This is a genomic window from Micromonospora sp. NPDC093277 (assembly GCF_044765245.1).
Taxonomy (GTDB): domain Bacteria; phylum Actinomycetota; class Actinomycetes; order Mycobacteriales; family Micromonosporaceae; genus Micromonospora.
In genome coordinates, this window is sequence record NZ_JBIWJO010000012.1 from 163,381 (window position 1) to 188,845 (window position 25,465).

General features: G+C 69.3%; 24 protein-coding genes and 2 pseudogenes. 6 read left to right on the forward strand and 20 right to left on the reverse strand.

Translation table 11 applies throughout. The features are described 5' to 3' along the window. Positions 1 to 3: 3 nt before the first annotated feature. The 4 genes from ACIRG9_RS24990 to ACIRG9_RS25005 are packed head-to-tail and all read right to left on the reverse strand — an operon-like array spanning position 4 to position 3,978. Positions 4 to 705, reverse strand: coding sequence for a lactate utilization protein C (locus tag ACIRG9_RS24990; RefSeq protein ID WP_402860482.1), 702 nt, complete (start codon positions 703 to 705; stop codon positions 4 to 6). After that, on the reverse strand, positions 702 to 2,204 hold the full coding sequence (locus tag ACIRG9_RS24995) for a LutB/LldF family L-lactate oxidation iron-sulfur protein (protein WP_402860485.1): 1,503 nt from the start codon (positions 2,202 to 2,204) through the stop codon (positions 702 to 704). Before ACIRG9_RS24995 ends, ACIRG9_RS24990 begins: the two co-directional genes overlap by 4 nt. Next, a complete protein-coding gene (locus ACIRG9_RS25000) occupies positions 2,201 to 2,941 on the reverse strand; it encodes a (Fe-S)-binding protein (RefSeq protein ID WP_402860488.1) in 741 nt (246 codons plus the stop codon). The genes ACIRG9_RS24995 and ACIRG9_RS25000 overlap by 4 nt, the downstream gene beginning before the upstream one ends. A 5-nt stretch (positions 2,942 to 2,946) precedes the next feature. Continuing rightward, a complete protein-coding gene (locus ACIRG9_RS25005) occupies positions 2,947 to 3,978 on the reverse strand; it encodes a LacI family DNA-binding transcriptional regulator (RefSeq protein WP_402860491.1) in 1,032 nt (343 codons plus the stop codon). 681 nt (positions 3,979 to 4,659) lie between these two features. Between ACIRG9_RS25005 and ACIRG9_RS25010 the strand changes: the two genes are divergently transcribed. After that, positions 4,660 to 4,971, forward strand: coding sequence for a hypothetical protein (locus tag ACIRG9_RS25010; protein WP_402860494.1), 312 nt, complete (start codon positions 4,660 to 4,662; stop codon positions 4,969 to 4,971). On the opposite strand, the gene ACIRG9_RS25015 is transcribed toward ACIRG9_RS25010, so the two are convergent. Beyond that, on the reverse strand, positions 4,966 to 5,178 hold the full coding sequence (locus ACIRG9_RS25015; RefSeq protein ID WP_402860497.1) for a hypothetical protein: 213 nt from the start codon (positions 5,176 to 5,178) through the stop codon (positions 4,966 to 4,968). The two genes, ACIRG9_RS25010 and ACIRG9_RS25015, sit on opposite strands and share 6 nt — an antisense overlap. A 563-nt stretch (positions 5,179 to 5,741) precedes the next feature. Between ACIRG9_RS25015 and ACIRG9_RS25020 the strand changes: the two genes are divergently transcribed. From ACIRG9_RS25020 to ACIRG9_RS25030, 3 genes are read left to right on the forward strand one after another with little or no spacing between them, the layout of a single operon-like run. Beyond that, the gene (locus ACIRG9_RS25020) at positions 5,742 to 6,089 is read left to right on the forward strand and encodes an ArsR/SmtB family transcription factor (protein ID WP_402860500.1); all 348 of its coding nucleotides are present in this window, start codon (positions 5,742 to 5,744) and stop codon (positions 6,087 to 6,089) included. After that, positions 6,086 to 6,553 carry an SRPBCC domain-containing protein gene (locus tag ACIRG9_RS25025; RefSeq protein WP_402860503.1) on the forward strand — a complete coding sequence of 156 codons (468 nt, stop codon included), beginning with the start codon at positions 6,086 to 6,088 and terminating at the stop codon, positions 6,551 to 6,553. The genes ACIRG9_RS25020 and ACIRG9_RS25025 overlap by 4 nt, the downstream gene beginning before the upstream one ends. Then, on the forward strand, positions 6,550 to 6,906 hold the full coding sequence (locus tag ACIRG9_RS25030) for a nuclear transport factor 2 family protein (RefSeq protein WP_402860506.1): 357 nt from the start codon (positions 6,550 to 6,552) through the stop codon (positions 6,904 to 6,906). The genes ACIRG9_RS25025 and ACIRG9_RS25030 overlap by 4 nt, the downstream gene beginning before the upstream one ends. Before the next feature lie 32 nt (positions 6,907 to 6,938). Here the strand turns inward: ACIRG9_RS25030 and ACIRG9_RS25035 are convergent. The 13 genes and pseudogenes from ACIRG9_RS25035 to ACIRG9_RS25095 form a co-directional block, all read right to left on the reverse strand. Next, positions 6,939 to 7,115 (reverse strand): annotated as a pseudogene (locus tag ACIRG9_RS25035) (hypothetical protein); the annotation flags it as partial. A gap of 362 nt (positions 7,116 to 7,477) precedes the next feature. Next, a pseudogene (locus ACIRG9_RS25040) lies at positions 7,478 to 7,632 on the reverse strand (type III PLP-dependent enzyme); the annotation flags it as partial. A gap of 8 nt (positions 7,633 to 7,640) precedes the next feature. Further along, positions 7,641 to 8,798 carry a glycosyltransferase family 4 protein gene (locus ACIRG9_RS25045; RefSeq protein ID WP_402860509.1) on the reverse strand — a complete coding sequence of 386 codons (1,158 nt, stop codon included), beginning with the start codon at positions 8,796 to 8,798 and terminating at the stop codon, positions 7,641 to 7,643. Then, positions 8,789 to 9,985 carry an endonuclease/exonuclease/phosphatase family protein gene (locus tag ACIRG9_RS25050; protein WP_402860512.1) on the reverse strand — a complete coding sequence of 399 codons (1,197 nt, stop codon included), beginning with the start codon at positions 9,983 to 9,985 and terminating at the stop codon, positions 8,789 to 8,791. Before ACIRG9_RS25050 ends, ACIRG9_RS25045 begins: the two co-directional genes overlap by 10 nt. Then, a complete protein-coding gene (locus tag ACIRG9_RS25055; RefSeq protein WP_402860515.1) occupies positions 9,982 to 10,935 on the reverse strand; it encodes a UbiA prenyltransferase family protein in 954 nt (317 codons plus the stop codon). Before ACIRG9_RS25055 ends, ACIRG9_RS25050 begins: the two co-directional genes overlap by 4 nt. Further along, entirely contained in the window at positions 10,935 to 11,978 is a 1,044-nt protein-coding gene (locus ACIRG9_RS25060; RefSeq protein ID WP_402860518.1) for an NAD-dependent epimerase/dehydratase family protein, read from the reverse strand. The genes ACIRG9_RS25055 and ACIRG9_RS25060 overlap by 1 nt, the downstream gene beginning before the upstream one ends. Then, positions 11,972 to 13,294: an aspartate aminotransferase family protein gene (locus ACIRG9_RS25065; RefSeq protein ID WP_402860619.1), complete on the reverse strand. Its 1,323-nt coding sequence runs from the start codon at positions 13,292 to 13,294 to the stop codon at positions 11,972 to 11,974. Before ACIRG9_RS25065 ends, ACIRG9_RS25060 begins: the two co-directional genes overlap by 7 nt. Positions 13,295 to 13,370: 76 nt before the next feature. Continuing rightward, on the reverse strand, positions 13,371 to 14,408 hold the full coding sequence (locus ACIRG9_RS25070) for a lysylphosphatidylglycerol synthase domain-containing protein (protein ID WP_402860521.1): 1,038 nt from the start codon (positions 14,406 to 14,408) through the stop codon (positions 13,371 to 13,373). Next, entirely contained in the window at positions 14,405 to 15,481 is a 1,077-nt protein-coding gene (locus tag ACIRG9_RS25075) for a glycosyltransferase family 2 protein (RefSeq protein WP_402860524.1), read from the reverse strand. Before ACIRG9_RS25075 ends, ACIRG9_RS25070 begins: the two co-directional genes overlap by 4 nt. Then, positions 15,478 to 16,482, reverse strand: coding sequence for a glycosyltransferase family 2 protein (locus ACIRG9_RS25080; protein ID WP_402860527.1), 1,005 nt, complete (start codon positions 16,480 to 16,482; stop codon positions 15,478 to 15,480). The genes ACIRG9_RS25075 and ACIRG9_RS25080 overlap by 4 nt, the downstream gene beginning before the upstream one ends. Then, the gene (locus tag ACIRG9_RS25085; RefSeq protein ID WP_402860530.1) at positions 16,482 to 17,702 is read right to left on the reverse strand and encodes a glycosyltransferase 87 family protein; all 1,221 of its coding nucleotides are present in this window, start codon (positions 17,700 to 17,702) and stop codon (positions 16,482 to 16,484) included. The genes ACIRG9_RS25080 and ACIRG9_RS25085 overlap by 1 nt, the downstream gene beginning before the upstream one ends. Then, positions 17,699 to 18,697, reverse strand: a complete 999-nt coding sequence (locus tag ACIRG9_RS25090; protein WP_402860532.1) for a glycosyltransferase family 2 protein — start codon at positions 18,695 to 18,697, stop codon at positions 17,699 to 17,701. Before ACIRG9_RS25090 ends, ACIRG9_RS25085 begins: the two co-directional genes overlap by 4 nt. Positions 18,698 to 19,648: 951 nt before the next feature. Continuing rightward, the gene (locus ACIRG9_RS25095; RefSeq protein WP_402860535.1) at positions 19,649 to 20,026 is read right to left on the reverse strand and encodes a helix-turn-helix transcriptional regulator; all 378 of its coding nucleotides are present in this window, start codon (positions 20,024 to 20,026) and stop codon (positions 19,649 to 19,651) included. 564 nt (positions 20,027 to 20,590) lie between these two features. Here ACIRG9_RS25095 and ACIRG9_RS25100 point away from each other — a divergent pair. Both ACIRG9_RS25100 and ACIRG9_RS25105 read left to right on the forward strand, forming a co-directional pair. After that, complete coding sequence (locus tag ACIRG9_RS25100) at positions 20,591 to 20,953, forward strand: VOC family protein (RefSeq protein WP_402860538.1); 363 nt, start codon at positions 20,591 to 20,593, stop codon at positions 20,951 to 20,953. A gap of 451 nt (positions 20,954 to 21,404) precedes the next feature. Then, positions 21,405 to 21,692 (forward strand): hypothetical protein, encoded by a 288-nt coding sequence (locus tag ACIRG9_RS25105; protein ID WP_402860541.1) that lies wholly within the window; start codon positions 21,405 to 21,407, stop codon positions 21,690 to 21,692. A gap of 510 nt (positions 21,693 to 22,202) precedes the next feature. Here ACIRG9_RS25105 and ACIRG9_RS25110 read toward each other — a convergent pair. Beyond that, the gene (locus ACIRG9_RS25110) at positions 22,203 to 23,969 is read right to left on the reverse strand and encodes a substrate-binding domain-containing protein (protein ID WP_402860544.1); all 1,767 of its coding nucleotides are present in this window, start codon (positions 23,967 to 23,969) and stop codon (positions 22,203 to 22,205) included. Positions 23,970 to 24,051: 82 nt separating this feature from the next. Further along, positions 24,052 to 25,437 carry a serine/threonine-protein kinase gene (locus ACIRG9_RS25115; RefSeq protein WP_402860547.1) on the reverse strand — a complete coding sequence of 462 codons (1,386 nt, stop codon included), beginning with the start codon at positions 25,435 to 25,437 and terminating at the stop codon, positions 24,052 to 24,054. Positions 25,438 to 25,465: the final 28 nt, after the last annotated feature.

The window sequence follows — 25,465 nt, forward strand, 5'->3', positions numbered from 1 at the left end:
GCGCTACCGCCGCCGGCTGGGCGAGCTGATGGTGCGGGCCCGGCCCGCAGCCTGTTCCTGCCCGCTGCCTCGCACGGTCGGTGTGGTGATGACGATGACGGCCAGGGTGCGTGGGCCGTGGACGCCTTCGACGCGGTTGAGTTCGATGTCGCTGGTAGCCGACGGGCCGCTGATGAAGGTGAGCGGACGGGTCGGATCGAGCCGGCGTAGCAATTCGGGCACGGTGTGCACGACCTGGTCGGCGCGTACGACGCAAACGTGCCGGTCAGGAACGAGGGTGAGCGCGCGGCGGCCCTGGTCGGGGCCGGCATCCAGGACGATCGTGCCGGTGTCGGCGCAGGCGGCGGCGCAGCCGGTCACCACGGCGGCGAAGCCGTCCAGCGCGAGCGGGTCGAGGGATCCGTCGTCGACCGCCGCGTCGGGCAGGCCCCACAGCCTCGGGAGGCCGGGCGGGATGATGACGCGACCAGCGGCAGGGAGGACGCGGGCCAGTTCGGCGGCGACGGCGGCGGGCACCCCGTCGGGGGTGGTCGCGGTGACCGTGGCCCGGTAGCCGTGCAACCGGTCGGTGAACAGCCGCACCAGGTCCGGGTCGCCCGGGGCGTACCGGCCGGTGCTGCGGTAATCGCGGGGCACCTCAGGGACCGCCGGTGTGGATCCGAGCGCGGTACGGATGCGGTTCAGAATGGTATCGCGGGCGATCACGCCTGGCCTCCTGACTGGTCGTCGCCGCGGGCGCGCCACCACTGCCGGAAGGTCTGCTTCGGTGGCAGCGGCAGGTCGCGGGCTTTGGTCCACGCGGACAGCGGCGGTGGCAGGCGGCGGATACGCCCGCGCCGGCCCAGCAGACGGCCCAGGCGCAGGCCGAGCTCACCGGCGCGGAAGCGCCGCGGGGTGGACATCACCCACGCGGTGGCGGCCATCGCGACTGCTTCGCGGGAGGGGAGTGCCCGCTTAGCGCGTGCGGCGACGTGCTTTGCGCGTAGGTGCACGAGGATCGTCGGGATATCGATCCGCACTGGGCACACGTCGTAGCATGCGCCGCAGAGGCTGGAGGCGTACGGCAGGGAGGCGTTGTCTTCGACGCCGGTCAGTTGCGGGCTGAGGATGGCGCCGATCGGCCCGGGATAGACGCTGCCGTAGGCGTGCCCGCCCGTACGTTCGTAGACGGGGCACACGTTGAGGCAGGCTGAGCAGCGGATGCAGTGCAGCGCGGAGCGGCCAACCTCGTCTGCGAGCACGGCGGTACGGCCGTTGTCGAGCAGGACCAGGTGGAAGTCCTGCGGGCCGTCGCCGGGGGTGACGCCGGTCCAGGTCGAGGTGTAGGGGTTCATCCGCTCGCCGGTGGATGAGCGCGGCAGCAGTTGCAGGAAGACCTCGAGGTCGGCCCACGTGGGCACGACCTTCTCGATGCCCATGACGGTGATGAGGGTCCGAGGCAGGGTCAGACACATGCGGCCGTTTCCTTCGGACTCGACGACCGTGATGGTGCCGGTGTCGGCGACGGCGAAGTTGGCGCCGGAGATCGCCACCTGCGCGGACAGGAATTTGCGGCGCAGGTGGGCGCGGGCGGCCATGGCCAGCTGCCGGGGGTCGTCGGTGAGGTCCGGGTCTGCGTCGGGCATCTGGCGCAGGAAGATGTCGCGGATCTCGGTGCGGTTGCGGTGGATGGCGGGGACGAGGATGTGGCTGGGCCGGTCGTGGCCGAGCTGCACGATCAGTTCGGCCAGGTCGGTTTCGACGGCGTTGATGCCGGCGGCGTCGAGGGCCTCGTTGAGGCCGATCTCGGCGGTGGCCATCGACTTGACCTTGACGACTTCGGTGGCGCCGACGGCGCGGACCAGGCCGGTCACGATTTCGTTCGCTTCGACGGCGTCGCGGGCCCAGTGCACGTGCCCGCCCCGGGCCGTCACCTCGTGTTCGAGGCGGATCAGGTGCTCGTCGAGGCGGGCCATGGTGGCGGCCTTGATCGCTTCCGCGGCCAGGCGTAGCGCTTCCCAGTCGGGCAACTCGGCGACGACCCGGGTCCGCTTGTCGCGGATGGTGGTGGTCGCATGCCGCAGGTTGCGCCGCAGCTGTTCGTTGGCCAGCGCCTTGTGCGCCGCGACCGGGAACGGCTCATCACCGCGCAGGTGGCCCACCCCTCGCGGGGCGTGCGCTGGCGAGCCGTCGCGGGGTGTCGGCATGCCCAGGAACGTGCTCACGCCGCCACCCCGTCCGTCGCCGCAAGGATCTGCGCCAGGTGTACTGTCCGCGTTCCGGTCTGCAGCCGGGACAGCCCACCGCCGATATGCATCAGGCAGGAGGAGTCTCCGGCGGTCAGCACCTCGGCGCCGCAGTCCAGCACGTTACGCATCTTGTCGGCGAGCATCGCTGCCGAGGTGTCGGCGTTCTTCAGCGCGAACGTGCCGCCGAACCCGCAGCACTGCTCGGCGTCGGGCATCTCGACGAGGTCGATGCCGCGCACCGCGCGTAGCAGCCGCAACGGCTTGTCGTCTACGCGCAGCATCCGCAGGGAGTGGCAGGTCGGGTGGTAGGTAACCCGGTGCGGGAACCACGCGCCGACGTCGGTCACGCCCAGCACGTCGACGAGGAACTCGGACAGCTCGTACGTCTTCGCCGCGACCGCCTGCGCCCGGTCGGCGAGCCTCTCGTCGCCGAAGCGCCGGGCGAGCGTGGCGTGCTGGTGGCGTACCGATCCGACGCACGAACCCGACGGTGCCACGACCGCGTCGTACGGCTCGAACACTTCGACGTGGTGGCGTACCAGTGTGCGCGCCCGCCTCGAGTAGCCGGTGTTGAGATGCATCTGCCCGCAGCACGTCTGCGCCGGCGGGAACAGGACCTCGTGACCGAGGCGCTCCAACACGGCCACCGTCGCTTTGCCCACGTCGGGAAACAACGCATCGGCCAGACAGGTGACGAACAATGCCACACGCATGCCGCTCACCCGGCCGTCCGCCGACGGTGGCGCATCGGACGGCTGCTGGACGCGCGGACCACGAGCTCAGGCTGGAACATCACGTGCCGGTGCTCGTGATCCCCGTGCGAGGCGATCTCCTCGAGCAACAGCCCGGCGGCGGTGCGGCCGAGCTGCTCGCGCGGCTGGCGTACCGAGGACAGCGGGACGGCGGCCGCGGCAGCGAACTCGATGTCGTCGTAGCCGACGATTGCGATGTCCTGCGGTACGCGCACACCTCGCTGCGTCATCTCCTGCAGCACGCCTAGCGCGAGCAGGTCGTTGGCGCAGAACACGGCGGTCGGACGCTCGCTGGCCGGCAGGTCGGCGATCTGGCCGGCCGCGGCACGCCCGGACGACACGGTGAGGCTGGACGTGGCGACCGCAACCAGCTCCGCCTTGCCCGCTACCGCGCCCGAAACGCCCCGATGCCGGTCGGCAACCTGCTGGATGCTCATCGGCCCGCCGACGAAGGCGATCCTGCGATGGCCCAGGGCTGCCAGGTGCTCGCCAGCGAGGCGGCCGCCGTGCACGTCGTCGACCGCAACTGAGCAGCGGTTGTGCCACCCAGAGCCGCGGTCGACCAGCACGACGGGCGTTCCGCGTTCGATCAGTTCCTCCAGTCGCGAGCTGCGGGTGTCGTCCACCGGAGTGATGAGCACGCCGCGGACACGCTGCTCTTCCAGCAGGTCCAGATGCCGGCGCTCACGCTGCGCATCCTCGCTGCTGTTGCAGACGACGACCATGACCCCCTGGTCCTCGGCAGCGTTCTCTGCGCCGCGCACGACGTCAGTGAAGAACGGGTTGGCCACGTCGAGTACGACGATGGCGATCTGGCGGCTGCTGCCCGCACGCAGCTGGCGCGCGGAGTCGTTGCGTACGTAGCCGAGCGTCGCGATCGCGTCCAGGACCCGCTTGCGGGTGGCCTCGGTCACCCGTTCAGGCTGGTTGAGCACGTTGCTCACGGTGCCGAGCGAGACACCGGCGAGCTGGGCGACTTCTTTGATGCTCGTGGCCATGCCGGCTCAGTAACTCCTCAACGGCGGTTCCGGGCGGCTGCGTGAGCGGCCGGGACCTGCGGCCGTGGCATTAAAACGTCTCAATCCTGTCCCCATCTTCGAAACTGCCTGCCGTCCACATGGTAGTAACAATTCGGGCGGAAACCCCTCGATGGCGGCTACGTCCGGCTTCCACCGACATCATAACGAGGTGGTGAAACGTTTCACAAGCTGTGACGTCAGGTGACGTCCTTCAGGTGGTCACACCCGCTGCTCGCCCGGCTGACCGATGCCGCCGCGCGCCGATCCCCAGCGACACGGACCGGCGTCCGCTGGAGCCCGAGTTCCCCGAGATGGCGTGGCTTACCCGGAGGTCGCTCGCGCTGGCAGCCCGGCCGCTGCTTTGCGACGGGCCGCCGCGGAGATCAGCGTGGACGTTGGCGACGTGACAGTCGACGAGCGCAACCCGCTGTGGCGTGCGGGGTTGGCCAGCGCAACAGCTCGCCTTCCAGTAGCCATCGGACCGAACGCCGAACTGAACATGGCTGGCCCGATGGTCGGCCAATCGCTCGCCCAGTTCCAGGCATTTCGCGTCACGTCCCACTGTCGGGCCATCGCCACTTGGGCCGGGCAAAAGCGCCCTAGACTGAGGAGGAAACCCCACCGCGCGGCGAATAATCCTCACTGTAAGGATGAGTGATCATGGACTCAGATTCAGAGGTTGAAGCTCTCAGCCCCGAGGAGCAAGCCGTGCAGGGTAGGCTTCTGCAGGCCCCCGAAAAGGTGAGCATCATATCGATGGCGCTCAACCATGTTGAGCATCTCCTGAATCCTGAGAACCCATACACCCCGGCCATGAACACGCCGCCGGTGAAGGCGTTGCTGGCTGAGGTCGGTCCCGGAGAAACGGCCGAGGAACACCGAGACGCCATGCTCAAGCTTCAGGAGAAACTGACCGTGGCTAACACGGAGTACAAGGCGGCGCTAAAAGAGGCGGAAGCTTTTTCGTCATAATTGCCGGGTAGGTGGCTGGCCACTGCCCAGCTGGACATGCTCGATGAGGTGCGGTGCTTTACCAAATGGGCCGCGCGGCTCGGCTCGGGTGAGCGCGACCTCGGGGAAGCGTCCGTCCTCGCGGCCGCCGTACTGCGGGCAGGCGTGGCCATCACGGACGACAGGAACGCGACGCAGGTCGCCCGTGCCCACGATGCCCGCGTCCACGGCACCATCTGGCTTCTCGCGGGGGCATGCCGGGACGGCAAGCAAACCCTGACCGCTGCGGGGAACCTCATTGAGGCACCGAGAGCAACCGGTGCTCGCCTACCCTGCTCCGGAGCGGAGTTCCCGGACTTCGCCCGTAAGCACAACCTCCGGCTGGAGTCTTCGCGTGGTCGACCGGAAGCAGCTCTTGTCCGACCTGCAGATGTAGTCCCCACGAGCACAAGACCGCCTGGCACACCCGGCAGAACGACCTGGCTGAGCCAGCTACCGCCACCCCCTGCATCAAGCGGCGGCAGATAACCGCCGCTCCATAAAGGCGGGAGAAGCCTACCTGGCAGACATTCACTGCTTCGTCATGAAATGAGTAATCCGGAGTCCTGCCCACTCCGACCGCCGGCCAACCTGCATGACCGGTCATCGCTCAATCAGTCGCCTTGCGATCGGATAGGCGCGTCCGCCGATTCCTCCACTCTGGCGGCAATGCGCCGGTAGCTGGTGCCCGGTGAGACCAGAGTCTGAAAACGACCGCTTGCGCAAAGGGATGTTTTCGTTAGCATGGTCCCATGCTGCCCTCGCTCGTCGCACCCGGGCCAGACCTCGACTCGGCCTTCGCTGCCCTCGGCGACCCCGTCCGTCGCGCCTTGCTGGCACGTCTCGCGCGAGGCGACGCCACAGTGGGAGAACTCGCTGAGCCGTTCGACCTGACCCCACAGGCGATCTCCCACCACGTAGGTGTCCTGCGGCGGTGTGGCCTCGTCGAGCAGCGGCGCGAGGGCACCAGGCGCCCCTGCCGGCTCAGGGTCGACCAGCTGTCGCGGCTCGGCACGTGGATCGACGACCAGCGCCGTGCCTGGGACGACCGGCTCGACGCCCTTGAACAGCACCTCACCGAGGACAGGGCAACCCGTTGACCGCCAGCGCAGAACTTCGTGGCGACGAACTGATCGCAAAGCGCCACCTCCCGGTGGACCCCGAACGCGTCTGGGCCGCCCTCACCTCGCCAGCAGGCATCGCGGCGTTCTGGGGCGGCTCGCATGCCACCGTGCCGCCTGAGTCCGTGATCGTCGACCTGCGTCCCGGCGGAGAGTTCACGCTCGACACCCATGCGCCGGACGGCGCGACCCGCCGGCTCCGGTTCGTCTACGTGAGCGTCGCTGCACCGCACGAACTCGTATTCGACGAGCCCATCACCGGTCTCCGCACCACCATCAACGTCCGCCCCGCCGACAGCGGCACGGATCTCATGGTCCACCAGCGTCGACTTCCCGCCGAGCTTCAGACGGCCCAAGCAGCCGACGGGCTCGCCTCGATCCTCGACGCCCTCGCCGCACACCTGCAGCACCCCAATGCCACACCAAGACGGAGAACACGATGACCCAGACAACCCAGCGCCACATCGTCGCGGAGTACTTCGAAGGATTCCGGACGAGCGACCACCCGCGAATCCTCGCGACCCTCACCGACGACGTCCAATGGGTCATTCACGGCCACCGGACCACCTACGGCAAGGCGGAGTTCGATGGCGAGATCGAGAATCCGGCGTTCACCGGCAGCCCCGAACTCGACGTACAGCGTATCCACGAGGACGGCCCGGCCGTCGTCACGACCGGAGAGGGGCACGGCACCAGCGTCGATCACGGACCGTTCCGCTTCGCCTTCAACGACCTGTTCACGTTCCGCGGCGGGCTTATCGCCCGCGTCGACTCCTACATTGTCCCGCTGTCCTGACGCAGGCAGTGCCACGTATCTTGCCCGCACTCTCATCGGTTATGGCAGTACACCTGCGCCAATAGGAAGCCCCGCGGGTTGGTGTGGTCGGCCGCGCGGCGAGGGCCGAGGACGATGTCCACGACGCCGGTCCGCTCGGACAGCGGGCGGGCACCCTCCAGTTGCGGCGCCAGGCCGGACAGCGAGTGGGCGGGGGCGTCGTGCAGCTCGCGGGCCCGCCGCTGCCCGTGATTGTCGAATCGCGCACCCGCACGTCACAGCCCCGCCGGCCGCGGCCGACAACGGCCATCCGACACCTGCCATGCGGAAGCAGTCAACAGGTCATGCACGGCAGGCGCCGGAGCAGCCCGTGGGCTGGCTGCCGTACGTCGTGCTACCGACCTGCATGGCACCCGCAGGTACCGGCAGCGGCTCCAGCATCTCGGCATGGCCGAGGTGATCCGCCGCGATCTGGGCTGGCGGCAATGGCGGAGCGGGCCCTGGTTGCCGACCCACGTGGTCAGGACCCGCAAGCCGAGCTAAACGACACCCGCCAGCCCTTTCCGACGTTCTGCGCTCGCATCTACGAGGCTTACGAATCGAGGGACCTGGCCGCCCACTCGGCTGCCGTCCGGTGCGGGTCGCCGGTCCGGAACTCCGGCGGCTCATGCAGCGGAGGTCGCGGTGGCTGATGTTCCAGGCATATGCGCCGGCCATGGCGAAGACGAGCACGTCACCCACGCCGATGACAGCCACTACCGCGGCCGCCCGGCGGCGGACCGGCCCCGCATCATCGTGAACAGTTCCTCGTACGCGTCCAGGCTTCGTTCGGCGGCGAAGAGCTTCCGTGCCTCGCGGGCCTTGACATCCCGCCAGCCGGCTGGCCTGGCCGCAAGTTCCAGGATCGCTCGGTGCAGCGCCGCCGGATCCCGGGGCGGTACCAGTGCGCCGAACTGGGTCGCCAGGACGGGATAGCGTCCGCCGGGCAGATCGGTGGTCACCGACGGCACGCCGCACATCATTGCCTCGGCCTGCGCGATGCCAAACGACTCCGCCACCGACGGCAGCGCGAACACATCGATCGAGGCGTAGAAGTCATCGATCTCCTGGCCGTGCAGCTCGCCGAGAACCTCGATCCGGCTGTCCGCGCCGATCTCAGCCCGGATGTCCGCCAGGTTGTCCCCGCCCATCACAGTCTGGTAGTTGCCCCCGATCAGCAGGCGGGCGTCGGGGTCGGCGATCCGCCGGAAGGCCCGAACGAGGTAGGGGATCCCCTTGTCCTCGACGATGCGGCCCAGGAAGCCGACGTGCAGCCCGCTGGTGCGGCGGTAGCGCGGTTGACCGCCGCGGCGGTCGAGGCACGGAGCGGGGATGGGCCGGAACTCCCGTTTCCGTACCAGCGGCCAGAACTTCGACGCGTGGGCTTGATCCTCGCTGTTGGTGACCACGGCCGCGGACCGGCGCAGCGCGGCCCGGGACGTGACGTCGGAAGCCGCGACCGCGACCCGGTTGAGCAGGCCGGGCGGCAGGTACAGGTCGATGTGCAGCATGCTCACGATCGGGGTGGGCCGGGCGAGCCTGGCCAGCAGCGCCGCCTCGGCCATCGGCAGGTTGAGGTAGAGCAGGTCGGAGTGGCGGGCGATCCGGGCCGCCTCGATCGGGTAGGCAGGGCTGATCTGCGCCCGGGTGATCTGGCCGAGCACGGGTGAGCGGTGCACGTCCACCCCGTTGAGGGTCTCGCGACGCGGGGTGGACCGGTCGTGCTGGCTGGTCACCACCGCCACCCGCCAGCCGCGCGCTGCCATTCCCTCCGCGACGGTGCGGGCCGTGTGGGTCACCCCGCTCATGTACGGGGTGTAGTAGGTCAGGGCGACGGTGAGGTCGTACCGCTGGTCCGGGTTGTTCAACGACATGACGTCCCTTCTCGACAGTCTCGGAGCGACATGACAACGAGCTGACCGCGGTGGTCCGACAGGCCGCCCTGGGGTGTCATCCGGTAGCGGTGCACGTCGATGTCGCGGGTGGTGAACACCCAGTCGAGGCGCCAGAGCGGCAGCCCGTAGCGGGCCCACGAGGTCGGGTAGAGCGAGCCGAGGGCGGGGGTGGCGTCAACCAGCCGGTTCGGCAGCGTCCGCAGCAGTCGCATGGACGGCGAGGTGTTGAGGTCGCCGGCCAGCACGATCGGGTGGGGGTTGTCGGCGATGTCGGCGGCCACCGCCCGGTAGTTGGCCTCCCGCAGGTCGTGTCGGGCCAGGGGGTCCTCCGCGGTACCGCCACCGCGGGTCGGTAGCCCGACGACCGGTACGTAGAGGTGGGCGTTGTAGAAGGAGATCACGCGTCCGGAGACCCGCAGGTCGGTGCGGAGCGTCTTGACGGTGTGGTACGCGGGTAACAGGGAGTCGGTCGGCGGCAGGTCGGGCCACCGGCGGGTCAGCCAGGGGCGCAGGTCGACGGGGCGCTCCAGAACGATGGGGAAGCGGGACACTGTAACCAGTTCCCCGGAGACCGCGATGTGGAAGCCGGGGAACTCACGGCGCAGCCGGTCCGGGTCGGTCACCGGCAGCGGCGACCAGTCGTGTCCGTCGATGTAGAGCTGCTCCTGGAGGAGGTAGACGTCGGCGGCCTGCGCCCGTAGGTAGCGGTAGAAGCGGTCCGGGTCGCGGATCGGTTCACCACCGGGGCCGGTCCGGACCAACTGGTCCCAGTACCAGGTGTTCCAGGAGAAGATGGTGATCGCGTCAGCGGGTGCCGGCGTGGGGCGGTGCCAGAGGGCGGCGACGTTGACGCCCGCGCAGGGCCAGCCGAGTACGAGCGCCGCAGCGATCAGCGCCGCGACGGCCCTCCGGGCGGGTCGGGCCAGCGGCAGCGCGACGAGCAGCAGGAGCGGGACGGCGACGAATATCAGCGGTGGTGCGAGGTCCGGCAGGTTCCACCACCAGACGCGGCCGGACAGGCTCCGGTGCGCCGCCACGAACCCCAGCCACGACCCGGCGGCGCCCTGCACCAACCAGGTGATCCACCGCCAGGGCCGCGGCCGGGGGACGATCGGGTCCTCGGCCGCCTGCACCGGCTCTTCGGCCACCGACCGGCCGGCGTTCACACCTGCCCTCGCGCGGCGAGCAGCAGCCCGCCGGACAGGGCGGCCCACAGGACGGTGTTGGTCACCAGTGCGGGGTCACGGACGAGGACCCGTACCGGGCTCCCGCCGGCGTTGTGCACCAGCACGAGTTGCAGGTAGCGGAACAACCCGAAGACGGCCATCGGGGTCAGCAGGATGGCCGCCGTCGAGTCGTAGTGGCCCAGTGGTGCCTCGTCGCGCAGGTAGAGCAGGTAGCTGCCGGCGGTGAGGGCGGCGGACAACTGCATGAGCTGGTCGGCGAGGGCGACGGTGTAACCGCGCAGGGCCGGCCGGTGGACGGCGCCGGTGGTGTGTAGTTCCTGGCGGCGTTTACCGAGGGTGAGCAGCAGGCACAGGGTGAACACGGCGGTGAGTAGCCAGCCGGGCAGCGTGACTCCGGCGGTGAGGTAGCCGTAGACGAGCCGGAGCACGAATCCGGTGGCGACGAGGAAGACGTCCAGCAGCGGAACATGTTTGAGACCGATTGAATAGGCGACGTTGAGCAGGAGATACCCGGCCACGGGCCAGACGGTGGCCACCGTCTGGAGGACCAGCACGCCGACGAGCAGCACCGAGACGACGGCGGTGAACAGCACCGCGGCCCGTGGCGACAGCCGCCCGGAGGCGAGCGGGCGGTGCCAGCGGCCCGGGTTGCGGGAGTCGCGTTTCCGGTCGACGAGGTCGTTGAGGACGTAGACGAGGACGGACGCGAGGGTGAACGCGACGACCGCCCCGCCCAGGGCGGCCAGCGCGGTGCGGTGCCAGGACATCGGGTCGAGCAATGGTACGCAGATGACCAGGACGTTTTTCGGCCACTGCCCGGGGCGGGCCAGCCGCAGCAGGGCACCGGCCAGGGTGCCGCCGCGGCCGGCGTCGGCGGGCTGCGGGACGGTGGTGCGGACCGCCGGGCTGGTGCGGACGACCGGGTCCATCAGAAGAAGGCCTTCGCGACGCGGAGCGCGCCCTGCGACCACGGTTCGCGGCTGGTACGGCCCGCCTGGTGGGCTTCGCCTCGGGACCGTTGGGCCTGCCACCACCGGAACGTGCGCAGGAGGGCATCCTGGTTGGAGTGCCGGGGGGTGAACCCGAGCCGTTGCTGTGCCTTGTCGGTGCTGACGTACGAGTCGGCGAGAAGCTTGTGTAGGAGCCGGTCGTAGACCGGGGACAGCCCGGCCCGACCGAGCAGTTGGAGGGTGACCAGGGCGGGCCGGGCGGGGACGGCGATGACGCGCCGGCCATGGCCGGCGGCGTCGAGGACTGCCTGGAAGTCCTCCCGGAGGGTGCCGAACCGGATGGCGGCCACGTTGAAGGTGTCGTTGGCCTCGGCCGGGTCGGCGCGCAGGGCGATGAGTACGCAGTCGGTGAGATCCTCGACGGCGCACATCTGGATGCGGGCGTCGCCCCGGCCCAGGATCGGGAAGTGGTGTCCCTCATGCGCCCATTCGAAGAGCATGGCGAACAGGCCCATCCGGCCGGGGCCGAGGAACGTCTTGGGCCGCAGCATCGGTACGCAGAGCCCGCGTTCGCGGAACTCCTCGACGACCTGTTCCGCGGCGGCCTTGGCCCGGCCGTAGGTGTCCACCGGCTCGCGGGGGTGGGTCTCGGGGGTGGGCACCACGGTGGGCAGACCGTATACGGCGGTGGTGGAGATGTGCACCACACGGGGCACACCGGCGTCGCGGGCGGCGGCCAGCACACTGCGGGTGCCGTCCACGATCACCGAGTGGATCTCGTCCGATGCGTAACTGGGCAGCGCGGCGGCGCAGTGCACGACCGCGTCGGCCCCGGTGAACGCCGCTGTCATTGCGGCCCGGTCCCGCACGTCGGCCAGCGTGGCGTCCACGTGGCTGTCGGCGGGGGCACGCAGATCCACTCCGTGCACCCGTACGCCTTCGTCGCGCAGCCGGCGGACGACGAAGCCGCCGAGCATGCCACTCGCCCCCGTCACCACGATTCGGCCGCCGTCGGTCACCACGCGGTCCCAACCTTTTCCCGGACGAACCCGGTGAGCAGCCGGCGCAGCCCCAGCGCCAGCGTGGCGTCCAGCGCTTCCAGGAAGTGTTCCAAGTCAGCCGGTTCGATCATGAGGGTGGGGGCGACCATGAGAGGGTTCTCCACGTTCGGGCTGTAGTACGTCATGATCTTGTGTTCGCGGTAGAGGTGCGCGATTACCGACAGGGTGATCAGCTTCGTGCCGAACCGGGGGTCGCGGGTGAACCCTGGCACCAGCTTGCCGGCCAGATCCAGCAGTTTCGGGCCGCCGTTGAGGAACACCCCGTGCAACGAGCCCACCCCCGCGACCCGGTCCACCGCGTCCGGGTGGTTCTCGCGGATACGCTCCAGGCCGGGCGTGAGGATCGCCTCCACCTGCCGGGCCCGGCCCGGGAAGTCCTCGTCCACCACGACGTTGACCGCCTCGATCGCGGTCGCGGTCTCCTCCCCGAACCCGTAGTACGTGGTGCTGTGCAGGATCACATCGGAGAGCCGGTCGTACGCCCGGCGGAACAGTCGCTCCCGCGCCGTGTACCCGGAGATGGACGCCTTGCCCCCGCCGAGGGACTTCGAGTAGGTGAGGATGTCCGGTAGCAGGCCGTCGTAGCGCATGAAGTAGAACAGGCTGCCGGTCTTGCCCCAACCGGTGTAGACCTCATCGAAGATCAACACGATGTCCTCGTCGGTACACAGTTGGCGCAGATCGCGCAGCTCTGACTCGGACCAGCTGCGCAGGCTCGACGCGCTGAACGGCTCCACCAGCAGCGCGTACACGTCGCAGCCGCCGTCCGGGCGGCGGGCGGCCTCCACCGCCGCCCGCACCGCCGCCACGTCGCCGTACGGGTACACCACCGCGTTGGGCAGGCCCGGGAAGCGGAAGTGGTTCTCCGCCGATCCGGTCAGGCTGCCCGCGCCGAGCGTCTTGCCGTGGAAGCTGATGTCGGCCCGCAGCACCGTCTGGCGCCGGCCGTTGTGATATTTGTAGGCCATCTTGATGGCGCCCTCGTTCGCCTCGGCCCCGGAGTTGGGGAAGTAGGAGATCGACAGATCCCCGGGCAGCAGTTCGGCCACGTTGTGGCTCAGCGCCGCCAGATACGGGGAGAAGAACGCCTTGTGCACCTCCATCCGCCGCTGCTGCGCGAACCGGGCCCGCGCCGCGAGGATCCGCGGGTGGTTGTGGCCGTGGTTGAGTACCCCGACCCCGCCGGAGAGGTCCAGCACCCGGCTGCCGTCGCGCATGTGGACCCAGGAGCCCTCCGCCCGGTCCACCAACTCCCGGCCGAAACCGAACGTCGTCATCAGGGAGACCTGTGATCTGCTGACATACCGGCGGTAGAGGTCGTGCACCTCCTTCGTTGTCAGCTGTTCACACTCGTCAAGCCCGATCAGTCTGCGCATCACGCTCATCTCCCCTCACAAACACCGCAACAGATGCGGGCGACCTTCGATGGACGACCGTCACCGCCCCCAGCGCCACCCCGCCGAGCACCGCCTCGCCCACGGTGGTCACCAACCGGCTCGCCACGGCTACCGCCACGGCCGAGGGCACCGGCAACACCAGCGCCAGGGCACCGGACAGCACCGCCTCGCGCACCCCGAGCCCGTCCGGCACGACGACGGCCAGCACGCCGACCACGGTGGCCAGCCCGAACGCCCCAACACACAACGGCAGCGCGCGCCCCGCAGGGGCGCCCATCGCCACCGCCAACAGCCACAGGTGCAACCCACTGACCAGCCAGGAAAGGGTCTGCCACAGCACCGCCACCCGGACCGCCCGTCCGGACACCGCCGCAGCCGGCTCGGGCCGGCGCAGCAGCCGCAGCACCAGGCGGGCGGTATGGCCGAGCACACCCGGCCAGCACACTGCCACCAGCACCGGCAGGGCAGGCAGCACCAGCCACCCGGCTTGGCCGCCCAGCACCTGCGCGCCGGTGAGCAGCCCGACGGTCAGCCCGGTCAGGTGCACCAGGAGCGTGCTGAGCGTCCCGGCCACCAGCGTCCGGGACAGCGTTACCCCGTTCGCGGTGGCCACCTTGATGGCGGCGACCACGCCCGGCACCTTGCCGGGGACATACTTGGCGAGGAACCCGACGAAGAAGATGCGGACGAGGCGCGCCGGGCTGACCGGCGGGCCGAGTTCCAGCAAGACGGCCCGCCAGGAGAGCATCCCGAGCAGCGGCCCCACCATCGCCGCCAGCAAGGCGCCGGCGAGCAGCAGGCCGATCTGGGCGCCGTCGCGCCGGCGCAGCAGCACGGCCACCACCGACCAGTCCTGGTTGGCCAACGCCCGTGCGACGGCGGCCGTCACGACCAGGCCGAACGCCACCGTGACCATCCGCCACAGCCGGCGCCGCCACGGCTTTCGGGGCCGGCCGGCGGCGGGCGCCGGGCCGGGTGCGGTGTCGATGATCATCTACGCACCCCCGCCTGCGCCGGTTTCGACCGGGCCCCGCGCGTCCGCTCCCGCAGCAGCGTGTACCCGGCCCGCGGCAGCCCCGCGCCGAGCCCGGCCACGAGCGTGACGTGGGCCAGCAGGTGCAGCCCGGCCGCGAACACGGCGAACCGGGCCCCCCGCAACCGGTAGGCGAACCGCAGGAACCTGTGGTTTGCCGCGACGATGACCACCCCGAACGCAGGCCAGGTCAGCGGCAGCCACGGCACCGCCACGGTCAACGGCGCCGTCAGCAGCGCCAGCCCTGACGCGACCAGCGACACCCGTGCGGACCATTCGAGGTGCCGGAACCGGTCTGGCGACATCATCCCCACCCGGGTGCCCGTGGCGCCGGCCCGTTGCCGCTGCCAGGTCCGCAGCATCAACAGCGGCTTCGTGCTGGCCCGGACGAACTGCTCGCGCAGCAGCGGCAGCAGCCGGTCGACGTCGTCGTGCCGGGTGACCACGCGGTCGGTCGCCACCAGCCGGTACCGTTCGGGCAGCCGGGTGCCGAACTCGTCGTCCTCGCCGTCGCGCAGCCGCTCGTCGAACCCGCCGGCCTCCGTGAACACCGTGCGTCGGATCAGGCTCGCGGCCAGCAACACCCCGGTGTCGCGCCCGACGCTGCGTTTGCGCCAGTGGTGTTCGAAGGCGACTCGGTATGCCTCGACGGGGCCGTCATCGTAGAGGGGGTGGGGGGCGTAGATGCCTTGGACCATGCCGGCGTTGGGGGTGTGGTGGAGGAGGTGGATGGCGTTTTCGATGGCGTCGGGGGCGAGTGCGGTGTCGGAGTCGACGAAGAAGAGCAGGGGTGCGGTGCTGGCGGCTGCGCCGGTGTTGCGGGCGGCGGCTGGTCCTTGGTTGGTGGGTGTGGTGATGAGGGTGCAGGGGAAGTCGCGGGCGATGGCGGGGGAGTTGTCGGTGCTGTGGTCGTCGACGACGATGACCTCGGTGGGTTGGTGGGTCTGGGCGTAGATGGCGTCAAGGCAGGCACGCAGGGTTTTGGCCTTGTTGAAGTTCGGCACCACCACCGCGACCGCGTCTGATCTGGTCACCGCGCCCGCCCCCGGGCCAGGACGTAGGCGGCACGCAGTGCGCCCACTCCGGTGCCGACCACCGCGAGGGCGTAGAACAGCGTGTGCATGCCCGTGACGTACACGGCGAAGCCGGCCCCACGCAGCCGGTAGGTGAAGCGGAGGAAATCGTGGCTCATCGCGGTGGATCCGACGAGCAGGGCGAGCCACAGCGGCAGCAGCCCCGGCAGGATGGGCAGGACGGGCAGCGTCAGCAGGCTCAGCCCGGACAACACGAGGCCCGTCGGTGACACCGCGTTCACCCGCATCCCGGTGCCGGCGTTGCGGCGCCGCCCAGCGCGGAGCATGACCAGCGGGGTGTCGGTCGCGAAACCGAACTGCTCTCGCACGAATGGCAGGAAGCGGTCCACGTCGTCGTGTCGGGTGACCACGCGGTCGGTGACCACCAGCCGGTACCGTTCGGGCAGCCGGGTGCCGAACTCGGCGTCCTCCCCGGTGCGCAGCCGCTCGTCGAACCCGCCGGCCTCGAAGAACACCGTGCGGCGGATCAGGCTGGCCGCGAAGAGCGTCGCGGCGCGGGGCCGCCCGACGCTGCGTTTGCGCCAGTGGTGTTCGAAGGCGACTCGGTATGCCTCGACGGGGCCGTCATCGTAGAGGGGGTGGGGGGCGTAGATGCCTTGGACCATGCCGGCGTTGGGGGTGTGGTGGAGGAGGTGGATGGCGTTTTCGATGGCGTCGGGGGCGAGTGCGGTGTCGGAGTCGACGAAGAAGAGCAGGGGTGCGGTGCTGGCGGCTGCGCCGGTGTTGCGGGCGGCGGCTGGTCCTTGGTTGGTGGGTGTGGTGATGAGGGTGCAGGGGAAGTCGCGGGCGATGGCGGGGGAGTTGTCGGTGCTGTGGTCGTCGACGACGATGACCTCGGTGGGTTGGTGGGTCTGGGCGTAGATGGCGTCAAGGCAGGCACGCAGGGTTTTGGCCTTGTTGAAGTTCGGCACCACCACCGCGACCGCGTCGCAGGCCGACATCACTGCCTCCCGCCATCGGTTGCCGGGCCGGTACGGCACAGCCAGGCCGCCGCCAGGACCAGCAGCCCCACCCCGGTGAGGGTGTAGAGCAGGTCGACCGGCAACACCCAGGTCCGCTCCGGGCCCGGTGCCCAACCGACGACGTACGCGATCCACCAGGGCAACGGCAGGGCAAAGACGAGCCACAGACCGACGACGAGCAGCCGGCCGTGGCGTGACCGGTGCCAGGTGTGCGCGGCGAGGAGCGCCAGCAGTGGCACGCACCAGACCCAGTGGGCGTACCAGGTAACCGGCGAGACGAGCAGGCCGGTCACCGCACAGGCCAGAATCCCCGCCAGTTCCTCGCCCCGCCGGCTCGCCCACGCCGCTACGGCCAACCCGACCACGCCCACCACCACGCTCGCGAACACCCAAGCCGCCGGCCCGGTGCCCGGCAGGAGGTGCCGCACGGCACCCCGAACGGAAGTGCCGAACACCTCCTCGCCCGGCGGTCTGGTCCGAGAAGCGTCCACGAAGGTGCCGCCCCAGAAGGTGCCGGAGGCGGCCGGCAGGAGCAGGAAACCGACGCCCACCGTGCCGACGAAGCTCAGCAGGGCGACCAGGCCGGCTCGGGTGCGGCGGGTCAGCAGGAGGTAGCCGACGAAGAGGAGCGGCGTCAGCTTGATCCCGGCGGCAAGGCCGACCAGGACTCCCTGATGCCGCCCGGTGATCAGCAGCAGGTCGGCCAGGAGCAGCGCCAGCAGGAAGATGTTCACGTTGCCCAGCAGCAGCGTCGCCGCGATCGGGGACAGCGGAAGCGCGGCCAGGGTGCCGGCCGCCAGCAGGCCCGGCCGTTGTCGGTCCCCGGCGGGGGTGAGGTGGTCGATCAGAAGCCACACCACGGCCGGCACCGCGAGCGTCGACACCACCGTCCACCCCCAGAACCCGACCGCCGGGCCGAGCCACGCCAACGGGGCCAGGGCCAGCAAGGCGAACGGCGGGTAGACGAACCCGTAGCCGTTGCGGCTGATCCCGTACGGCGAATCATCCGCCAGGGCCGCCCCGACGGCATCCCGGTAGACGGCCAGGTCGCCACCGGGTGACCAGGAACTGCCTGTTCGCGCTGCGATCCACTGCATGGTCAGAATCGCCGCGACCGTCGCGGCGACGCTCGCCAGGATTACGGTGCCCGAGGCCGTGCTTCGCGCGAGACCCGTCCGGTCGTCGGCATGGACGGTCACCGGGGTACCTCGACCGAGGGAGTGGCCCGCCAGGCGGCACGGGACAGCAGCCGCTGCCCCGTCCCGAGCACCGCCCCGGCTGCCGAGGTGAGCTGGTAGAGCAGATGGATCGCGGTGAACCGCAGTCCGAAGTGGATGCCGCGGTCGGCCACCACCCGGCGGTAGGTTCGGGCGTCCAGCGCGACTGCCACGGCGACCAGGGCCAACGGCACCGCTGCGGCGCGGGGCCCCGCGACCAGCGGTGCCAGCAGGGCGAGCGCGGCGGCGAGGACTAGGCCGCTGGCCAGCACCCGCGAAGCAGCGCCGCCGAGCACCTCCCCGCGCCGCACCTCCGCCGCGCTGGCCCGCGCCCGCAGAAACACCTTCGGCAGCAGCACCCGCAGGGTGGTGTCGTGGTCGTGGACGCCGGCGATCCCGGCGGTGCTTCGCACGTCGTACCGCTGGCGGAGCCGGTGCCCGTACTCCGGCGCCTCGGTGTGCCGCAGGTCAGGATCGAACGGCCCGATCTCGCGGAACACCTCGGTACGCATCGCGCACAGGGCGGTGTGCAGCCCTTCCATGGGGCCCTCCCGGGCCAGCCACCAGTGGTACATCTGCAGCGCCCGGTACTCGGCGACAAGGTTGTGGGACAGTAGCGACTCCGGCCGCAGCACCCCGCAGATCGCACCCAGCCGGGGCGCGGCCCGCAACTCGGCGACCGCTGCGGCGACACTGCCCGGCTCGAGTGCGACGTCCGCGTCGAGGAAGAAGAGGATCTCTCCGCAGGCCCGCTCCGCGCCCAGATTTCGGGCGGCGCCGGGACCGCTGTTCGCCTCCAGACTCAGGACCGTGGCGCCGGCCGACGCGGCTGCGGTCGCGGAGCCGTCGCTGCTGGCGTCATCGACCACGATGATCTCGATGGCCGGATACGTCTGCTGCCGTACCGACCGTACGCACAGCTCCACTGTGCGCGCCCGGTTGTAGCAGGGTATGACGACTGAGACCAGCGGATTCACTGCGTCTCTCCCTCACGCGTCGGTTGGCCCACGCCGGGGCCTTTCCAGCATGGTTTCGTTACACCCCGTTGACAATTGCGGTCCTGGTGTTGCCGGAAAATGTCCGACGGTGAGATCAAAAGGTGCCCTTGCCTTCTGTTCTCTTGCTTTCACCGGCCGGGAAGTCGATAGCCTTCGGCGCCTATCGATGTGATGGATGTCTATAGCATGCGGCTGCATGGTGGGCCAGTCAAGGGCTTGACGGGCAGTCGGCTGTATGCGATGGGGGATTGATTGAACTCTTGTGGGAATGTCCGAAAGATTGATTCTGTGGCAGAGAATCGCTTCGATCGACTTGATGACGGTCAATGTCCGACTTTGGGTGCCGGGAGCTCGACGCCGGTTCGGGCTCCGTTCGGGGTGGCAACGCCTGCTGCTGTCAAACCAACAGGCAGGCCAGATGCTGGACGGCTGGCACCGGGCGTGGCTTTCGCGACGCCGGCAAGTTAGGACGCCGGTGGCGGCTCCGGGGAGGTGCCACGATTTGGGAGCCCGTCGACGCGCGTCAAAACATGAGGTATCGGCAGGCTGAGGATCGCGGGTTGCGTCGAGATCGACGTCGCCTGGGCATTTACCCTGTTGGCGGCCGTGTGCTTGCGCCTCGAACGGGCGATGATTTCGGTAAATTTCATGGGTGGGATTTTCATCGACCGCTGCAGCGGGGATCGCGGCCACCGAACGTGCGACGGGTTCCAATACTTGTTGCAACATGCCTGATCATGTGAGGCGTGTTGTGGCTGCACCGGAGCAACGCCACGGGCCTGGCCGGGTTGGCGACCGGCCAATCCAGGGCCTGCCGCATTGGTCGCCGCCTCTGATCTTTTCATGTCCTGAGCGACTAATCCGCCCAGGACTTCGCGTCCTGGGCCGGAGACTTGTCACCGAAAGCTGGCCCGACGAGCCTCGCCCAGCTCATCCCCGGTCAGCGGTCACCGGCTGGGCCAGGAGGCGGCGCAGCGCAGTCGGCGTGTGGCCCAGGTGTTCGCGTACGGTGCGGCACAAGTGTGCCTGGTCGGCGAAGCCGAGATCCGCGGCGAGCACCCCGAGGCTGGACTCGCCGCCCTCCAGCCGGTCCAGCGCTCGGCCGAGACGAACCCGATTTCGGTAGCGAGTCAGCGACACCCCCAGTTCCCGGGTGAACGCCCGACTCAACCGGTACGGGGAGACCCCGAGCATCGCGGCGAGCGGGAACAGTCCGTGCGCGGCCGGGTCGCCCTCGCCGATCAGGGCGCGCCGCCGCGACGAGCGCGTGATCGGCCTTGGCGCGACCCGCAGCCACAGGTGTGGCACCGCTGACGACCTGCTCGACAACGCGGCTGAGCAGGTCCATCAGCCGCTCGGTGAGAGCGTAGTCAAGGTCCCCGGCGCTCGCGGCGGCGAGGACCTGGCGGTGGGTGAGGTCAAGTCGGGGGTCGACGTAAACGACAGGCCTGGTTACCCGCGCCTCATCACCTGTCAGGACACGCCACAGTGCCGGTGTAAGGCTCACCGACGTACATGCATCTCCCCCTGCGGGATGGGCGAAATGCTCCTCCTGCCCCGGCACGCCGACGTAGGCGAGAGTCGGATCAACCTCCGCGGGGACACCGGCGGTCCGTCTGCGGAATCGGCCCCGGCGAACCAGCACTATCCGGTAGTCGTCCTGCGACTCGACCTCAGACCACTTCTTGTGGTCGTCGCGACAGGTCACCGCCGTCACCGTGAAGTCGGGCCGGGCAGCGAGAACCACGAACGAGCGCACGCCCCGAAGCTACGCCCGGGGTCCGACAGCCGATGCAAGGATCTTCAAGACGGCACACCTCGCGGCGGGCAGGCTCCTCGATGAGCCCGAACGAGTTCAGAGGAGCAATCGTCATGTCCGCATTGGCCGAGATCACCACGGTCGTCCTTGACTGTGCCGACCCAGGACCGCTCGCCGATTTCTATCGTACGGTGACCGGCTGGGAGGTCACCTACCGCGACGAGGACTGCGTCCACCTGGGCAACGGCGGCCCGATCCAGCTCGGTTTCCAGCGAGTCGAGGGCTACCGGCCCCCGGGCTGGCCCGACGTAGCCAAGCATGCCCATCTCGATTTCAAGGTCACCGATCTGGGGCACACGGTCAAGGAGTTGCTCGGTCTCGGTGCGACCAAGCCCGAGTTCCAGCCCGGCGGGGACGAGTGGGTGGTGCTCACCGATCCACAAGGACATCCGTTCTGCGTCGCCAGCAGCGACTGACCCCGGCTCCCCCTGACATCCCGACCAGAGAGCGGAGACCCAGCAATGGCTTCCATCCGCAAGGAAATCGTCATCGAGTCCAGCGCCGACGAGGTGTGGGAGGGGCAGTCCCTCGGGCAGTTCCACCTTGTCCCCGCCCGTGGAGAGGCGGGACCGGTCTGGCGACTGCCCGACGCGGAAACCGCCTCAACCGCTCGGCCCCACCAGCACCTACTTCGCCGCCCGGACAGGTGCCACAACCCGGGTTAATTAACCGTCGCATCGCCAGCGGATCCGAGATGCGTCATCGGGTCGACCCGGCCAATAACGGGATGGCAGAGCTCATTACGGGTGTTCCTTCCACACCTTCCCTCGGGCAGGGAACCTCCAGCGAACCAACTGCGTCAACGGCCGGGTTGAGGGTAAGGAGAAGCTTGCCAGTCACTCAACCAACACGGGGGAGAAACGAACCATGCGTAAAACGACAGCTGTGCTGAGTCTTGCCGCAGCGCTCTCGCTGACGCCGGTCGCGGCCGCGCCCGCCGCGGCGAACGAGGCAGGCACCCGCCTGCCCGCCGTCGAAGCGACGCCAACTTCAAACCAGGACAAGAATTACGACAGTGGCAACAAGGGCCTGAACGGATTGTGGGGCCTTATCGGACTCGGCGGTCTGCTGGGCTTGCTCCGGCGGCCGAAGGTCCAGCAGCCGCCGCACCGTCCCGAGCCGCGGGGTGACGTGCCGCGTAACCCGCGTACTTGACGGTTCACGGGCTCTGCCTGCCCGTGGACGGGTACAAACCGGACCGCCGCGTGGTCCGAACGCCGTGGGGCTGCCCGCGGTCGGCTGTATATGCGGTGAGGGTCAGCGCGGCGATCAGCCGCCAGGAGTGCGACAGGGCCGCGCAGAGCACGGTGCCGCAGTCCGGACGGGTGATTGAGAGCCGACGGCTGGTGGCACCCGTAACCCGGCTGAGGTGCAACTCGATGAGCGGGTGAGGGGTACGCGCGCGCGGCCATGGGATGGCCTGCGGCGCGCGAGGAGGGCCGGCGCCCAGGGGGTGGAGCGCCGGCTCTTCTCGTGGCCGGCCGGCACAAATCGAAAGCACGTGACCGGATGGGCGGTGTGCCCGCCGAACGCCTCTCCGCCGACGTGGTCACGATGCTGCGCCGCTCGGCGGTCGAAATCGGCGCTGCTGGCGGAAGAGCTGCGCGGCGAGGTTGAATCATCAGGGTCGGCCTCGGCAACCTCGCCGTGGCCGGTGTGGACCACCTAGAAGCTGCTGACCAACTTCACGAACGCCTCGTCGATGTCCTTCGGATTCTGGGCGTTGAAGGCCTTGCCGGCCGACGCCTTCGAGATCCGGTCCAGCGGGTCGAACTCGGATTGCTGATCGAAGGCGATACAGAAAATCTTGACCGGTCGCGTCGGATCCAGCTTGACGTCCTTGAGCAGGGTGGCGAGGTTACCCCCGGTTGGGTACTCGTTCCTGCCGTCGGTCAGCACCACGACCGCGTTGATTCGCGTCCGGTCGTAGTTGTCGAGCATGTGGCGGTGCGCCGCCCGTACCGTGGTGTAGAGCGCGGTGTCACCCTCGACATGCAGCTTCTTCAGCCCGCCTGTGAGGACCTTTTGGTTGAAGCCGGAGAGCGGCACCTCCTCGCCGTAGGGAGCCCTCGGCCGCTTCGGCGTTTCCGACGAGAACGACCACAGCGCCACCCGATCCTCGGAGTTCAACAGGGCGAGTCCCTTGGCCACAGCGTCGCTCGCCACCTCGAACCGGGTGCGGTTCCCGATCCGGGCCTTCATCGAACCGGAGGTGTCGATGGCGATGAGGATGTTGGCCTTCTTGCGGAGCGTGTCCCAACTGTCCAGGATCGCGCTCACCACGTTCGGCTCCGGCGGGTCGAAGTAGGTCAGCTCGGTGGTGTCGGTTCCGCGCACCGACGCGACGAGGGCGTCCGGGGCCTTGCGCTGGTGGTCGCGGAAGCCGAGCTGACCGAAGGCCCGTTGTTGCGCATCCTCCTGGAGGAAATTCAGGAAGTCCTCGGCGGCCTCCCGCTGCCGCTGGTCAGCCGAGGGCAACACCACGTACGGGTGGTCGAGGTTGAACGTCCCCTCCTTGGGATGCAGGGCGACCAGAGGCACCCTCGGCTTCTTACCCGGTTTCGGGCTCAGCTTGCCCTCGTTGTAGAGATAGACCAGCTCCTCCTGCATCACGATCGCGCTCATGTCGGCGGCAGTCGCCTGGTCCGCGCCGGACACGTCGGCCTCGGCGAGGTTCCGGAGCAGGTTCACCGAGTCGTCGCTGTAGTGCGACACGTTGGCCTCGATGCGGCGGACGAACTGGGTTACCGCGGGTTTGGCGAGGTCGGCCTCGGTCAGGTCGCTGGCCCGTTTGACCGCGGCGTAGTACGTCGCGATGGTGGCCGCCAGGCCGGAGGTGGACAGCCTCGGGTTGTCCTTGCCGAAGGTGAACCGTCCCCACCCGGGGCGCCCGAAGGTCGACCATCCGGCGTCGCCGGACAGGCCCAGGATCTCACCCCAGCCGAGCTGGCCGCGCTGCTGGAGCACCTCGGCCTTCGGCTGTGGCATCGCGATGACCAGCGGACTGTTTGCAATGGATGGATATTTGTCCGGGGTCTGCACGGGCCGTCCAGCCGCCTCGTCCAACAGCTTCAACTGGCCGGTCCACAAGCTGGACGTCGGCAGCCACACCTGTGGCTCGGGAAAATCGGGCTCCTGCGCGGCCCAGCCGCTGGCCAGCGCATCCATGGCTTCGCCCGAGTTCAGGCCGTGCACAGTGACGGTCGCGCAGTTGTTCCCGAACCTCCGGTGGCTGTCGTTGTAACGACCGGCTAGCTGGTCGACCAGTTCGCTCTTCTCGGAGGAGGAGCTAACCTCCAGCGGTACGCAGTTTTCCGCGTCCACGTGGTCAGTCCCGACGATCAGGTAGGCGGCAGCGATGACGCCGATCCCGGCGGCGATGGATACCGTGTACGGCAACCAGGCTCGGACACGGTTGCTACCTGAAGCCATGCGATCCTCCGGGATTCTGTGTACTGGTCAGCGTTTCCCCACCCCATTCGGAACTCGGGCTGCCCGGAGATGGAGCGATGGGTCAGGCCTTCGGGGCGGAAGGTGGGTGCTGGGCTGCCGGGCTGCCCGCGGCGGAGTCCGCCGGGAGCGGAGCCGCTACCGCTGCGGCGATGAGCACTCGGGTGGTGTAGACCACGAGGAACGTCACCGATCCGGTGACCGCTCCCATGCTGATTGCGGTGGACGCCGCGTAACCGGCTGACGCACCGACCGCCCCGAGGAAGATCGCGGTCGAGACGCCCCACGGGTTGCCGAGTTCGCTTCGCAACCGGCGGGGCCAGGGGTCCCGTTTCGGGCTGATCGGTCGCACCGCGGCGCCGGCGCGTACCGGTTCCGGCAGGGTTGGGGCGGCCTGGCCGGGCATCGGGCCGGCGGGTACGGGGGGCGCCGGCGCGGCGCTGGCAGGTACCGGCTCCGGCCGGAGCGGCGTGGCCCGGTCGCTCGCCGAACTGGGCTGGATGGGCGCGGTGGCCGTCGCGTTGCCCTCCTCCAGGACCACCTCCATCGCCACCGCCTTCGCGGGCCCGGCGTACCCGAGCAGGCGCAGCAGGACCTGCTCGGCGGAGGGGCGGGCCAGAGGAGCCTTGTCCAGGCACTGTCTGACCAACTCGTCGAGCGCGTACGGCAGCTGAGGCAGGTCGGGTGGTTCGTGGAGTATCCGATGCATCACCGTGGCTATCGAATCGTTGCCGAACGGTGCTCTGCCGGCAGCCGCGAATACCAGGGTCGCCGCCCAGGCGAAAACGTCACAGGCCGGGCCGACGTCGTTGTCGCGGAACCGCTCCGGCGCCATGTATGGCGCGGTACCCACGATCTGCCGGGTCATCGTCTCGGTGGTGTTGAGCGCGTGAGCGATGCCGAAGTCGATGACCCGAGGACCGTCCGCGCCGAGAACGACGTTGTCCGGCTTGAGATCGCAGTGGACCACGTTGGCCTGATGGATCGTGGTAAGCGCGGTGGCGGTACCGACGGCCAGCCGGTGCAATGCGTTTCCGGTGATCGGTCCTTGCTCGCGGACGTGCCGGTACAGTGTCGGGCCGGCGATGAACTCGCTGACCACGTACGGCGTGTCGCCGTCCACCTCGGCGTGGAGGATCTGCGCGGTGCAGAAGGGCGCGACCTGCCGGGCAGCGGCAATTTCCCTGATGAATCGCCTCTTGGCCGTGGGGTCATGGCGCAGATCAACATTGATCATCTTGATCGCGACGTGCTGCCCGACGCCGTCGCGCCCCAGGTAGACGACGCCCTGCCCACCCATGCCAAGCCGGCCGAGCACCTGATATGGCCCGATTGCGCGCGGATCATGCGAATTCAACGGTGTGCTACCCGGCATCGCCGCTGCCCACTGTGCCAATCCGACTCCCTGATCCGACGACCGATCATCTGCACGCCGTGAAAGTACGGCCATGGTGCCATGTCCACGCCACTGGTTGAAC

Coding starts and splice junctions, on each gene's coding strand:
- ACIRG9_RS25000 (WP_402860488.1), bottom strand. CDS start 2,941: ATGCGTGTGGCATTGTTCGTCACCTGTCTGGCCGATGCGTTGTTTCCC.
- ACIRG9_RS25005 (WP_402860491.1), bottom strand. CDS start 3,978: ATGGCCACGAGCATCAAAGAAGTCGCCCAGCTCGCCGGTGTCTCGCTC.
- ACIRG9_RS25010 (WP_402860494.1), top strand. CDS start 4,660: ATGGACTCAGATTCAGAGGTTGAAGCTCTCAGCCCCGAGGAGCAAGCC.
- ACIRG9_RS25020 (WP_402860500.1), top strand. CDS start 5,742: ATGCTGCCCTCGCTCGTCGCACCCGGGCCAGACCTCGACTCGGCCTTC.
- ACIRG9_RS25030 (WP_402860506.1), top strand. CDS start 6,550: ATGACCCAGACAACCCAGCGCCACATCGTCGCGGAGTACTTCGAAGGA.
- ACIRG9_RS25045 (WP_402860509.1), bottom strand. CDS start 8,798: ATGTCGTTGAACAACCCGGACCAGCGGTACGACCTCACCGTCGCCCTG.
- ACIRG9_RS25055 (WP_402860515.1), bottom strand. CDS start 10,935: ATGGACCCGGTCGTCCGCACCAGCCCGGCGGTCCGCACCACCGTCCCG.
- ACIRG9_RS25065 (WP_402860619.1), bottom strand. CDS start 13,294: ATGACGACGTTCGGTTTCGGCCGGGAGTTGGTGGACCGGGCGGAGGGC.
- ACIRG9_RS25070 (WP_402860521.1), bottom strand. CDS start 14,408: ATGATCATCGACACCGCACCCGGCCCGGCGCCCGCCGCCGGCCGGCCC.
- ACIRG9_RS25080 (WP_402860527.1), bottom strand. CDS start 16,482: ATGTCGGCCTGCGACGCGGTCGCGGTGGTGGTGCCGAACTTCAACAAG.
- ACIRG9_RS25100 (WP_402860538.1), top strand. CDS start 20,591: ATGTCCGCATTGGCCGAGATCACCACGGTCGTCCTTGACTGTGCCGAC.
- ACIRG9_RS25105 (WP_402860541.1), top strand. CDS start 21,405: ATGCGTAAAACGACAGCTGTGCTGAGTCTTGCCGCAGCGCTCTCGCTG.
- ACIRG9_RS25110 (WP_402860544.1), bottom strand. CDS start 23,969: ATGGCTTCAGGTAGCAACCGTGTCCGAGCCTGGTTGCCGTACACGGTA.
- ACIRG9_RS25115 (WP_402860547.1), bottom strand. CDS start 25,437: ATGGCCGTACTTTCACGGCGTGCAGATGATCGGTCGTCGGATCAGGGA.